The sequence below is a fragment of the Ruficoccus amylovorans genome, assembly GCF_014230085.1.
GTDB lineage: Bacteria > Verrucomicrobiota > Verrucomicrobiia > Opitutales > Cerasicoccaceae > Ruficoccus > Ruficoccus amylovorans.
In genome coordinates this window covers 165,122-177,628 of record NZ_JACHVB010000020.1, presented here as the reverse complement: position 1 = coordinate 177,628, position 12,507 = coordinate 165,122, and the positions used below count along the sequence as shown (strand labels likewise).

Here is a 12,507-nt window from a genome sequence, read left to right as displayed (position 1 = left end):
CCCCTTCGCGTCGCTTCGCGGGTAATCTCATAAACAAACAGAGCCCGGACCAGTGTCCGGGCTCTGTGAAAAAACGGGAAAGAGCGGGATTGTCCGCTCGGAGTATGCCGAGGCTTTACTTGGTGGGGTTCGGTCCCTTGGAATCCACGATATTGTGGTGGCCCTGAATGCTCAGCGAGATGGAGACATCGTCACCCACGACGGGTCCGCCAGCGGTCAGGCCCCAGTCGGAGCGCTTGATCTCGGTGGTGGCTTCCCAACCGTTGATAAGCAGGCCCTGATAATGGCCGACGCCTTCCTGCTGGCCGAGGTACTTGACCTTGAGCACGACGGGCTTGGTCACACCAAGCATGGTCAGGTCGCCGGTCACGTCATAGGTGTCGGCACCGGTCTGCACCCACTTCGTGCTCTGGAAAGTGATCGTCGCGTACTTGGCGATATCGAAGTAATCCGCCGACTCCAGGTGATCGTCGCGCTTGGTGTTACTCGTGTCGATGCTCTTGGCCTGGATGGTGGCGTTGACCGTGCTCTTGGTCATGTCAGCGTCATTGACACTGATTTCGCCGGTAAACTCGGTGAACTTGCCCGGAACCTGGTTCAGAAAGTGCCGGACCTTGAAGCTGACCTCCGAGTGATTCGGATCGATCTGGAAGATCGTGTTGGCGGCCTGGGCCGGGACGGCCACCAGCGAGCCAATGCCAAGTGCGAGGAGTGAGAGGATGGTTTTTTGTGTCATGTGGTTCAGTTTAGTTAGATGATCGGCGAACTTAAAGCAGGTCCTTCATTTCTTCAACTGGTCCGCGCACAATTAAAACGCAAAGATTTTTGCTGCCCCGCCACACGAGCATGGCCAGGTCATTGCGCTGGATCACGACCGGGGTTCCGTCGGCGGGGACGTGGTTTCCGGCCAGGGTGGGATCGAGCAGGTAGAGGCAGAAGGTCTGGTCGCCCTTCATCTCGATAAAGCTGATCGTGGTGTCGCGGAAGGTGAAGCTGCCAAAGCCGACCTCGGCCAAGGCGTCCACCTTGGGCGGCAACGGGCCGGGGGAGCGCAGCCCGGAGGCATCCAGCAGGCCTCGAATCTGGTCCAGATCGGTAGAGTTCTGGGCGGGCTTGGGGTCCTGCTCAAAGTGCTCTCCGATACGATCGTAGATCTGGTCCAACTCGGGCTCGGCGTCCACCGGGTTGGGGTCGAGCAGGACGAGCCCGAAGCCGAGAAAAATGACGACAGTGGCGGCGGCGGAGAGGATGGAGGAGCGCTTCCACCAGGGACGCTGGCCAGGAAGAATACCTCCGGAGGACGGTTGCTCAGGGGAGGGCTGGCCGGGCGCGGGAAAGGGGATCGTCTTGGCAGCAGGGTCGAGGGCGAGAAGCTTGGCCTTGAGGTCGGCGGGGGGCTCGATGGAGTTGAGCTTGCCGGAAAAAATTTCATCGAAGTTCTGCTCATCCTCGAACCACCGGCTCAACTCAGGGTCGCTCGCGGCCAAGGCGAGGGCTTCGCTAAAGGCAGCATCGTCCGCATCGGGCATATCTGCCCGGTAGGCGCTGAGGATGGCTTTGGCTTGTGAAGTGTCCATGTGGCGAAGGTGAATCAGGAGGCGGTGCTGCTCAGGAGAATGTTTTTCAGTTGGGCTTTTCCCCGCGAGAGCCGGGACATGACCGTGCCGATAGGGATGTCCAGGGTTTCGGCGATTTCCTTGTAGCTGAGGCTCTTGAGATAGAAGAGGGTGAGCGGGGCGCGGTAGGCTTCATCGACTTGCTCAAGGGCGTCGAGGGCGCTCTGGCTGTCGAGGGTGCGGGCGATGCCGGGCTCGACGGACGGGGCTTCAAGTTCGAGAATGTCGTTTTCCTGAGGAGTAACATGAGCCGCTCGCCGGCGCAGGCGCAGAAACTCCCGGTACAGCGTGGTGAAGAGCCAGGACTTGACCTTTGAGGAGTCGCGCAGGCTGTCTCCTTTTTCCGCGTAAATGACGAAAGTCTGCTGGGTGAGATCGGACGCTTCATGTTCATTTTTCGCCAGACTGTAAGCGAAACGGTAGAGCGGAGTGTAATAGGTCTCCACCAGATCGCTGAAGTTCAAGTTGGCGTGATCAGACATGAGAGGCAAAACAGCTCAGGTATATTCCTGAGTTTGGCAAGATTTTAGCAGTATTTGGCAGAGTGTGAAAACTATGTAAAGCCTGAGCCGCCGAAACTTAACCCCGAATAAACATAGCGTCACCGTAGCTGTAGAAACGGTATTGTCTGTCAATAGCTTCGGCGTAGAGCTCTTTCAACCATTTAATCCCGTCAGTGCTGCCGGGCGTGAGAAATGCCGAGACCAGGCACAGCAGGGTCGAACGCGGAAGGTGGAAGTTTGTGATGAGCCCCTCGGCGCTGTGGCAGGTGTCGGGTGGATAGATAAAAAGCCCGGCCTCGCCGATAAAAGTCTCATCCTCTCCGGTTGCAGGTGCCTTGCGGATAAAGTCCTCGCAGGCGCGCAGGCTGGTCGTGCCCACGCAGATACGCGGCCCGGGCTGCGTGGTGCTGTCGCTTCCGGCCAGGGCGCGGCGGGCGTCAGCGGGGATTTCGTAAAGCTCGTGGTGGATGAGGTGGTCCTCGATCCGGTCGGTTTTGATGGGCTGAAAGGTGTCCAGCCCGACGTGGAGGCGCACGTCGTAAAAGGTCGCCCCGTCGGCTTCCAGCCGGGCCAGAAGCTCCGGCGTGAAGTGCAGCCCGGCGGTGGGGGCCGCAGCGGCGACCTTGTGTCGCTCGTCCGCGTAAACGGTCTGGTAACGTTCCTCGTCGAGGCGACGCAGGGATGGGTCGGCCTCGCGGGTACGCTCAATGTAAGGGGGCAGGGGAACCTCTCCGATGCGGTCGGTCAGCGCGATCACGTTGTCTGCGCTCTCCAGCGCAAAGCGCACGAGCCGTTCACCGGTCGGTTTGAGGGCGAGAACTTCGGCCCGGTAGCCGGGGCCGGAAAAGGTGCCGCCGACGGGGAGCTTCTTCCCCGGCTTGAGCAGGCACCAGAAGCTGTGCTTGTCCGCGTCGGGGTGCAAAAGCAGGCACTCGACCGCGCCGCCAGTGGCCCGCTGGCCGCGCAGCCGCGCCTTGAAGACGGCGGCCGAGTTGCGGAAAAAGCGCGCCTCTGCCGGGACATGGGCCGGGAGTTCGCGGAACACGGTGTGCTCGATCTGCCCAGTCCGGCGGTCCACCACCATGAGCCGGGACTCGTCGCGGCGCTGGGCCGGGACCTGCGCGATCAGCTCAGGCGGTAACGGGTAATCAAAGTCGGCGGTGTTCATTTATCATTTGTCATTGCTCAATTCTCATTGGCCAGTGGGCATGCGGCACTGGGCGGGGACGATTGAAGTCGCACTTTCAAACGCTCAAACGTTCCCCGACCGGCCTTTCCATTCGCCGCCGCGTCCGGCGTGGTGGGCGCGGGCGGAGTCGATGGTGGCTTTCAGGTAAAACAGCGCCACGACCGGCAGGAGTGGGGCGGTCAGGAGGTTGCCGGAGTAAAAGCGCAGCATCGGTACGTAGGTCGCGCTCATCAGTGCCCAAGCCGCCAGCGGAACGACCCGCCAGGGGCCGGGGACAAAAAACGTCCCAACCACCGGTACGAGGAAAACAAGCGCCATTCCCAACAGACAGCCGACGAGGACGGCGGGCGAATAATTAAGCTGGGTGTAGGCGGTGCGGCGGATCATGCGCAGGATGCCGTCCAGCCCGTCGTAACCGCGCAAGCTGTGCGAGTCGCGGGTCAGCTCCAGTCGGATGGGGCCGGTGCGCTTGAGCCGGGCGGCCAGCGTGCAGTCGTCGATGATCGCGCCGCGCATCGGTTCCAGGCCCCCGGCTTGCCGGAGGCTTTCGCGCCGCACGAGCATGCACCCGCCCGCCCCTCCGGCCAGACGGTCAGCGGGGTTGTTGACACGGGCAAAGGGGTACAGCAGGCGGAAAAAATGAACAAAGGCCGGGATGAGGAACTTTTCCCAGGCCGCCAGCGCGCGGAGCATGACCATGCGGGAATTTAGCGCCAGCCGCTGCTCCTGTGCCTGCGCGACAAGACTGCGCAAGACCTGCGGCCCGTGAAAGATATCCGCGTCGGTCAGCCAGACGAAGGCGGCGGGGTCTTCGGCGGGGATGCCGCGCGTGATCCCCTGGTGCATGGCCCAGACCTTGCCCGCCCAGCCGGAGGGGAGGGGCTCGGCGTTGATGATGTTGAGGCGGTCCTGTTTTTTGAGCGCCTTGGCCGCCTGCCGTGCCTCGGCCACGGTGCCGTCTTCGCTGTGGTCGTTGACCACCACCACGCGTAGCCCGCCGGGATAGTCCTGCAAGAGCAGCCCCGTCACGCATTGGCCGATGCCGTTTTCCTCGTTGCGGGCAGGCACGACGGCGACCACCTCCGGCCACATCGCAGGGGCGGTCTCAGCCTTGGCCGGGAGTCTCACCCGCCAGAAGCGGCCCTTGCCCAGCGTCAGCACCAGCCAGATGAGCAGTGAGAGGCAACTGAGGATGAGGAGAAAAATCATGCTTCGCTTGGGTAAAAAAGGTCGGTTTTCGGAAGCCGTTATTCATGCCAGTGCAGCCCCGCCGCTGGCAATGCGCGATTTTCCCCAATCTCGCAACCGGAACAAAAACGCGGACGCCAAAGAAATCCAGCGAATAGGGCGAGCGGGAAATTTTCCCCTTTCCGTCGGGGAGGGGAGCGGCTACTTTCCTAAAACCATGCCGCAACTGACCACCCTCGAACTGGCCAAGGAGCATTTTAAGTTTTCCGCCGGGCATTTTACGATTTTCTCCGCCACGGATCGCGAAAATCTCCACGGGCACAACTGGCAAGTCGGCGTGGAAATCACGGCCGAGGTCGGCGACAACGGCCTGACCTTCGACTACGCGGTGGCCAAGCGGCAGGCCGAAGCCTATTGTGCCGGGCTGAACGAGCGTTTCCTCCTGCCGGGGCGTTCTCCGTACCTGCGGATAGAGGAAACCGAGACCGGGATAACGGCCATTTTCGGGGACGAGCGACTGCCCTTCCTGCGGCGCGACGTGCTGGTGTTGCCGCTGCGCAATGTCACCGTAGAGGAACTTTCCGGGTGGCTGCTGGGGCGCTTTTGCGAAGATCTCGCCGCCCGCACCGAACTGGCCATCCACGCCATCACGGTAAAAGTCTATTCCGGTCCCGGCCAGTGCGCCACCAGTTGCTGGCAGCGGCCCTAGGGCGCGGTCAGCCTTCGCCTGAGGACAACCGCCAATAAACTCAAGGGTTTCCCTCGGCCCAGCGGCCGCGCAGGCTGCGGACAAAGTGTGCTATCTGTGAAAAGCGATAGCCGGTGGCACTGCCGAGAATGAGCGTGGAGTCCGCAGGCATAGCGTTGTTTAGAGGAGGTTAAACAATTACTCTATCTCGAAAAACAAACCATCGGAATCTCTCGCGAAAGCGTGCGTTCAGAGGCGCTGAAGCACCTCCCAGGTTTTCTCGCCGGTGCGCTGCCAGTTGAAATGCGTTTGCGCGTGGGCGCGCCCGGCCCGACTCATGGCGAGGCGCTCGGCCTCGGGGCGGCGGATGAGCGCATCGAGCGCGTCGGCCAGCGCGGCGCTGTCGCGCGGGGGGACGAGCAGGCCGGTTTTTCCGTCCAGCACCATTTCCGGAATGCCGTCCACGCGCGTCGAGACGACGGGCAGCCCGTGGTGCATAGCCTCGACAATAACCAGCGGCGAGGGGTCGCAGAGCGAGGGCAGGACAAAGGCTCCAGCCTCGCGGTAGAGGCGGTTCATCTGCGCCGGGTCGGAGACTTTACCCAAACAGATGACACCCTCGGGCGGGGCTTCGGCATCGTCACCGACGACAGTCAGGCTCAGGCCGGGATGCTTGGTCCGCAGGCGAGTGAAGGCTTCGTAAAGCGTCCGTCCGCCCTTGCGCTCGAACTCGTGCCCGACGTAGAGCAGCTTGAGCGGGTCGAGGTGTGCGCGCGGTTCGCTGTTCACGTGGGGGCCGCCCACGCCGACGGCGGTGATTCTCTCGCCCGGCACGCCAAAACGTCGCATGATGTAGCGGCGGGTGTTTTCCGTAAAGCTGAAGAGGTGAAGCGCGTTGCGCAGGGCCACGCCTTCGTCGTGGATGTGGCAGGCGAGCTGGAGGCGGTTGCGGCCGCGGGTCCAGCCGGGAAAGTTCTCCGCCGCCTGCGCCATCGTGTAGTCGAGGTAGATGACGTAGGGCAGCCGCCGCGACGTCATAAACGGGCAAAAGTGCTGGAGCATTTGCAGGCACAGGTCCGGGCGCGGATTCATGGCGAGGATCTTGTCCTCGACGTACCTGGATTTGGCCCGGTACGCGAAGATGCTGCGTTGCCGCCGCCACCACTCCTGAGTACTGTCGCGGCGGTGGGGCAGGCCGTTAATCAGCCGCGCCTGCCAGCCGGACATGCCCTTGCCGCCGACAATGTGCTCGATGTGCGGGATGTGACGCGCCAGTTCGCGGATCAACCCGTGAAAACGCCCGGTCTGGTTGTCTCCAGAAACCTCCGAAACGGCGAGCCGGTTGATCTGCATGGAGCCGAGACTGGCGGCCGCCCTCCCGATGGCAAACCGAAAGCTCTGTCCCGATCCCGTGAACTCTTCTGGTTCGTCGAGCAGGGCGGAAAGATACTTTTCATTTGACCGCTAGCACTTTTGAGGAATATTAAACAGGCTGATCCCCATTAGTTATTTTAGTTATGAGTGACTCTCTTACCCCCACCGAGGAACGTCTCTTTAACCCGCCGGCGGACTTCGCGTCCCAGGCCCATGTTGGCAGTCTGGATGCCTATCGCCAGCTCCATGCCCGCAGCCTGGAAGACCCCGAAGGCTTCTGGGCGGAGATCGCCAGCGAGTTGACCTGGACGAAGCCCTGGAACCGCGTGCTCAACGCCGATAATGCGCCCTTTTACAAGTGGTTCGAGGGCGGACGCACCAACATCACCCTCAACTGCCTGGACCGCCATGTCGAGGCGGGGCAGGGCGGCAAGACCGCCATCCTCTGGGAAGGCGAGCCGGGCGACACCCGTGAGCTGACCTACGAGCAACTGCTCAAGGATGTCTGCCGCTTCGCCAACGTGCTCAAGGGCCTCGGCGTGGGCAAGGGCGACTCGGTTGCCATTTACCTGCCCATGATCCCCGAGCTGGCCATCGCGCTGCTGGCCTGTGCCCGCATCGGGGCCGTGCATTCGGTCATTTTCGCCGGGTTCTCCTCGGAGTCGGTCAAGGACCGCGTACTCGACGCCAGCTCGAAGTGCGTCATCACCGCCGACGGCTCCTGGCGGCGCGGCAAGGAGCTGTTGCTCAAAAACATCGTGGACGAGGGCATCGCCGGGTGCGACTGCGTCGAGCAGGTGCTCGTCATCCAGCGCCACGGCGACCGTGAGCCCTTTAAGCACAACTGGACGGCGGGCCGCGACCACTGGTTCCACGACCAGGTGGACGGCGTTTCGGACGAGTGCCCGGCCGAGGATATGGACGCCGAGGACATGCTTTTCCTGCTCTACACCAGCGGCTCCACCGGCAAGCCCAAGGGCATCATGCACACCGTCGGCGGCTACATGGTCTATACCTACCTGACCTCGAAGCTGACTTTCGACCTCAAGCCTGCCGACGTTTACTGGTGCACGGCGGACGTGGGCTGGATCACCGGGCACAGCTATATTGTTTACGGGCCGATGGCCAACGCCGTCACCCAGGTCATGTACGAGGGCGCGCCCAACCACCCGGACGAATCGCGCTTCTGGCAAATCGTGGAGAAGTACCGCGTCAGCGTTTTCTACACCGCCCCGACCGCCATCCGCGCCTTCATGAAGTGGGGCGACGACTTTGTCACCAAACACGACCTCTCCAGCCTGCGCCTGCTCGGCACGGTGGGCGAGCCGATCAACCCGGAAGCCTGGATGTGGTACCACCGCGTCATCGGCGGCGAGCGTTGCCCGATCGTCGATACCTGGTGGCAGACCGAAACCGGCGGCCACATGATTACGCCGCTGCCCGGTGCCATCCCGACCAAGCCCGGTTCGGCCACGCTGCCGTTCCCGGGGATCGACGCCGCCGTCATCGACGAGAATGGCGACGAGGTCGAGCGCGGCCTGCTCGCCATCCGCAAGCCTTGGCCGGGCATGCTGCGCGGCATCTGGGGCGACGAAGAGCGCTTCGTCAACACCTACTGGTGCAAGTGGGGCGGCAAGTATTATTTCCCCGGTGACGGCGCGATCCGCGACGAAGACGGGTACATCTGGGTCACCGGGCGCGTGGACGATGTGGTTAACGTCTCCGGGCACCGCATCGGCACGGCCGAGCTGGAAAGCGTCTGTGTGGCGCACCCGGCGGTGGCCGAGAGCGCTGTCATCGGCGTGCCGCACGAGATCAAGGGGCAGGGGCTTGTCGCCTTTGTCATCATCCGCAGCGGGGCCAGTGGCGAGGAAGCCGCCTGGCGCACCGAACTGATGGCCATGGTGGACGAGAAAATCGGTAAATTCGCCCGTCCCGAGAAGATCGTCTTCTCGGCCGACCTGCCGAAAACCCGCTCGGGCAAAATCATGCGCCGCCTCCTGCGCGACATCGCCGAGGACCGCCCACTGGGCAACATCACCACGCTGGCGGACCCCTCCATCGTCGAGCAGATCAAGGTCAAGTACCAGAGCGGGAGCTGATTTCATCCGCCCCCGGCTTTTTGCCAAGCCAGTGCCGGGCAATGAGTTGCGCCGCCGCTTTTAGGATTGCGGCGGCGCAAGCCCTGCGCTATTGCTGCGCCAATCCTCTAATTGTCCGCTATGCTATTTTCCAACAAGCGCCCGCTGACGGGCCATCTCAAAACCTGCCTTCTCTCCCTGCTGTTTCTCGGCCTGCTGACGGCCTTTGCCTTTAAGCCGACGGACGGCAACGGCCCGACCGCGCCGAACTTCTCCGGGGAAACTGTCGCTGCCGCCACCCAGAAAGACGGCGGCAACGGCCCGCTCGCCCCGGACTTCGCCGGTGAGCAGCCCAAGCCCAAGTCAGTGAAAACGCTGCGGGTCGGGGTCAACCCGAGCGGCCCGCCCATCATCTTCCTCCAAGGGGACAAGGTGTCCGGTATCGACGCCGACGCCGCCCGCGCCCTCGGCGCGAAGCTCGGGCGTGAAGTCGTGTTCGTACAGATGCCCTTCAACCAGCTCATCCCCGCGCTGCTGGACAACCAGATCGACATCATCATGTCGGGCATGTCTTTTACCGAGATGCGGGCCATCCGGATCAACTTCACCCAGCCGTACATGAAGGTCGGCCAGATGCCGCTCGTGCGCCGCGCCGACCTCAACAAGTACACCAACACGCTCGCCCTGCTCAACGCCAAGGGCAAGGTGGGGGTCGAGTCCGGGACGACCGGCGACCTCTTCGTGCAGGAGAATTTCATCTACGCCGAACGCGTGCCGTATAAAAACGCCGAAGACGCGCTTCCCGACCTCGTGGCGGGCAAGATCGACATGTTTATCGACGACTCGCCCATCATCTGGTGGATGGCCTCGGAAAACGAAAGCAACGGCCTGAGCCCGATGGTGGTCTCGCTGAGCGAGGAGTACCTGGCCTGGGCCGTCCGCAAGGACGACTCCGAACTGCTCGACCAGGCCAACGCCTTTTTGATGGAGTTTCGCAGCTCGGGCGACTTGGGCAAAGTCATCAAAAAGTGGCTGCCCTACGCCACCGATCTCTGATCTCTTATGCCATTTTGATAAAAGAAAAGATTTAACAGGAAGATCGGGAAGGACGTAAAGGAGTGGAAAACGCATATTCCCTTCTTTCCGGCCTTTCTGTTAAGGATTTTATCAATCCCGCAGTGAGGTTCGGTTGTTTCAGCCGACGCAAAGAAAATAAATCTCCGGGTTGTCAGGGCCGGAGGATTGGGTAGGGTAGTAGGTCATCGTATCATTTTAATCCCTCAGCGACCATGCCTACTCTCTATTCCGCCGAGACGCTCGACTTCGCCCGTCCGTATTCACCCCGCCTCGACACCGGCGACCCCGAAGCCAAACGCGAGGAAATTCGCAGCTATTTCCACGCCACCTACGATGCCTACGAGGCGCTCTTTGAGACGCTGGCCAGCCCCGAAGCCTACACCACCCGGGCCGACCCGCTGCGCCATCCGCTGATTTTCTACTACGGCCACACGGCGGTCTTTTTTATCAACAAGCTCGTGCTGGGCAAAATCCTCGACCACCGGCTCGACCCCAAACTCGAATCGCTCTGCGCCATCGGCGTGGACGAAATGAGCTGGGACGACCTCAACGAGGCCCACTACGAGTGGCCGACGCCCGAGGCGGTCAAGGCGTACCGCGACAAGGCCCGCGCCGCCATTGACGGCTTGATCACGTCGCTGCCGCTCACGCTACCCATCGGTTGGGGCAGCCCGTTCTGGATCATCCTCATGGGGATCGAGCACGAGCGCATCCACCTGGAAACCTCGTCCGTGCTCATCCGCCAGCTCCCGCTCGACCTAGTCCAGAAGCACCCGGCCTGGGAACCGGCCCGGCTCGACACCGCGCCGCCCGCCAACGAACTGCTTGACGTGCCCGGCGGCGAAGTCGTTTTGGGCAAATCCCGCGAGCACGGAAAATTCTACGGCTGGGACAACGAGTACGGCCACCGCGAAACGGAAGTGACTGCTTTCAAGGCGTCGAAGTACCTCGTCAGCAACCGCGAGTTTCTGGAGTTTATCGAGGACGGCGGCTACACGAACCGCGACCTCTGGACCGACGAGGGCTGGCACTGGGCCACCTACGAGGGGCGCGGGATGCCGCGCTTCTGGCGGCACGGCGACGATGGTTCCTACCGCCTGCGCTGCATGTTGGAGGAGATTGACATGCCCTGGTCCTGGCCGGTGGAGACGAATTACCTGGAGGCAAAAGCCTTCTGCAACTGGAAAGCCGCCCGCACTGGCCAGCCCGTGCGCCTGCCGACGGAGGAGGAGTGGGTCCGCCTGCTCGACCACACCGGAACGCCCGACATGGACGCCTGGCAAAAGACCCCCGGCAACCTCAATCTGGAGGAGGCCGCCTCCTCCGTCCCGGTGGATCGGCACGGCTTCGGGCACGGCTTTTACGACATCCTCGGCAATGTCTGGCAACATACCGAGACGCCCATCGCGGGCTTGCCCGGCTTCGAGGTCCACCCGCTCTATGACGACTTTTCCACCCCGACCTTTGACACCAAGCACAACCTGATCAAGGGTGGTTCGTGGATATCCACCGGCAACGAGGCCACCCGCCAGTCGCGCTACGCCTTCCGGCGGCACTTTTACCAGCACGCGGGCTTCCGTTACGTCGAGGCCGAGGCCGAGGTAGTCATCCCCGACGACCGCTACGAGACCGACCCCGACGTGGTCCCGTACTGCGAGCAACACTACGGCCCCGACGCGCTCGGGCTGGAGAATTTCCCCGAAAAGCTCGCTCAGGTATGCCTCGCCGCTGTGCAGGGTCGCCCCCGTGGCAAGGCCATGGAAATCGGCTGCAAGGTCGGGCGCACGGCCTTCGAGTTGGCGGTGGAGTTCGACTCCGTCCTCGCGCTCGACCCGACCGCCCGCACCATCCGCATCGGCGTGGAGATGACCGACAAGGGCTACACCCAGTGGGAAATTCCCCGTGAGGGCGAGTTGCTCGATTTCCGGCAGGCGAACCTGAAAGACCTCGGGCTCGACGGCTCGCGCGGCAAGGTCGAGTTCATGCAGGCCGATCTGGCCAACATGAAAGACCTTTACCGGGGCTTTGACCTGATCCTCGTAACGAACCTGCTGGAGCGCTCTTACGACCCGGCGAAGTTCCTTTCTGCCGTCCATGAACGGCTCAATCCCGGTGGGCTGCTCGTCATCGCCTGCACAAACGAGTGGCGCACGGACCAGACAAAAAAGGAGAACTGGATCGGCGGCTACAAGGACGCGACCGGCGAAAACGTCAGCACCCGCGACGGCCTCGCCGCCGCCCTGACGAAATTCCGCGAAGCCCGCGAACCGGTCAACCTGCCGCTCGCCCTGCGCCGCAGCGGCCGCTCCTGGGACTACGCCGTTTCCGAGGTTACCTTCTGGGAACTTGGGTAAAGGGAGCCCTTCGGACTTTAATACTTAACCACTTTAAGCAAAAAGCTTCATCCCTGGCGGGCGATGACTTCGATCTCGACCAGCACGTCGCGCGGCAGGCGCGCTACCTGCACGCAGGAGCGGGCCGGCTTGTGGTCGCCGAAGGCTTTTTCATAAATAGCGTTGAGCTTGGCGAAGTCTTCCAGATTTTTAAGGAAAACGGTCGTCTTGACCACCTGTCCGAGCGAGGAACCTGCGGCCTCCAGCACAGCCCGCAGGTTGGCGAATACCTGTTCGGACTGTGTCTCGATGTCGTCGCCGACGACCTGACCGTCCAACCCGAGCGGAATCTGCCCGGAGCTGTAAAACCACCCCTCGATGGCGATTCCCTGGCTGTAAGGGCCGATGGCTTTGGGGGCATTGTCTGTGTGGATTTTTTTCATCATGACGGAGGAAGT

General features: G+C 62.3%; 11 protein-coding genes. 4 read left to right on the top strand and 7 right to left on the bottom strand.

Annotated elements, in window-relative coordinates:
• Positions 1-115: 115 nt before the first annotated feature.
• From H5P28_RS07210 to H5P28_RS07190, 5 genes are all read right to left on the bottom strand, one after another.
• Positions 116-736: a YceI family protein gene (locus H5P28_RS07210; RefSeq protein ID WP_185675031.1), complete on the bottom strand. Its 621-nt coding sequence runs from the start codon at positions 734-736 to the stop codon at positions 116-118.
• A 31-nt stretch (positions 737-767) separates the two neighbouring features.
• Positions 768-1,577 carry a hypothetical protein gene (locus H5P28_RS07205; RefSeq protein ID WP_185675030.1) on the bottom strand — a complete coding sequence of 270 codons (810 nt, stop codon included), beginning with the start codon at positions 1,575-1,577 and terminating at the stop codon, positions 768-770.
• Between the two features lie 14 nt (positions 1,578-1,591).
• On the bottom strand, positions 1,592-2,098 hold the full coding sequence (locus tag H5P28_RS07200) for an RNA polymerase sigma factor (protein ID WP_185675029.1): 507 nt from the start codon (positions 2,096-2,098) through the stop codon (positions 1,592-1,594).
• 97 nt (positions 2,099-2,195) lie between these two features.
• The gene (gene queA, locus H5P28_RS07195) at positions 2,196-3,287 is read right to left on the bottom strand and encodes a tRNA preQ1(34) S-adenosylmethionine ribosyltransferase-isomerase QueA (protein ID WP_185675028.1); all 1,092 of its coding nucleotides are present in this window, start codon (positions 3,285-3,287) and stop codon (positions 2,196-2,198) included.
• An 84-nt stretch (positions 3,288-3,371) separates the two neighbouring features.
• On the bottom strand, positions 3,372-4,517 hold the full coding sequence (locus tag H5P28_RS07190) for a glycosyltransferase (protein ID WP_185675027.1): 1,146 nt from the start codon (positions 4,515-4,517) through the stop codon (positions 3,372-3,374).
• Positions 4,518-4,713: 196 nt separating this feature from the next.
• Between H5P28_RS07190 and H5P28_RS07185 the strand changes: the two genes are divergently transcribed.
• Positions 4,714-5,205 (top strand): 6-pyruvoyl trahydropterin synthase family protein, encoded by a 492-nt coding sequence (locus H5P28_RS07185; protein WP_185675026.1) that lies wholly within the window; start codon positions 4,714-4,716, stop codon positions 5,203-5,205.
• A 228-nt stretch (positions 5,206-5,433) separates the two neighbouring features.
• On the opposite strand, the gene H5P28_RS07180 is transcribed toward H5P28_RS07185, so the two are convergent.
• A complete protein-coding gene (locus H5P28_RS07180; protein ID WP_185675025.1) occupies positions 5,434-6,537 on the bottom strand; it encodes a glycosyltransferase family 4 protein in 1,104 nt (367 codons plus the stop codon).
• A gap of 164 nt (positions 6,538-6,701) precedes the next feature.
• On the opposite strand from H5P28_RS07180, the gene acs reads away from it, so the two are divergent.
• The 3 genes from acs (at position 6,702) to ovoA (ending at position 12,070) form a co-directional block, all read left to right on the top strand.
• Complete coding sequence (acs, locus tag H5P28_RS07175) at positions 6,702-8,660, top strand: acetate--CoA ligase (RefSeq protein ID WP_185675024.1); 1,959 nt, start codon at positions 6,702-6,704, stop codon at positions 8,658-8,660.
• A 120-nt stretch (positions 8,661-8,780) separates the two neighbouring features.
• Entirely contained in the window at positions 8,781-9,695 is a 915-nt protein-coding gene (locus tag H5P28_RS07170) for a substrate-binding periplasmic protein (RefSeq protein WP_185675023.1), read from the top strand.
• A 233-nt stretch (positions 9,696-9,928) separates the two neighbouring features.
• Complete coding sequence (ovoA, locus tag H5P28_RS07165; RefSeq protein ID WP_185675022.1) at positions 9,929-12,070, top strand: 5-histidylcysteine sulfoxide synthase; 2,142 nt, start codon at positions 9,929-9,931, stop codon at positions 12,068-12,070.
• Between the two features lie 47 nt (positions 12,071-12,117).
• Here ovoA and H5P28_RS07160 read toward each other — a convergent pair whose 3' ends face one another.
• A complete protein-coding gene (locus H5P28_RS07160) occupies positions 12,118-12,492 on the bottom strand; it encodes a RidA family protein (protein ID WP_343075471.1) in 375 nt (124 codons plus the stop codon).
• Positions 12,493-12,507: the final 15 nt, after the last annotated feature.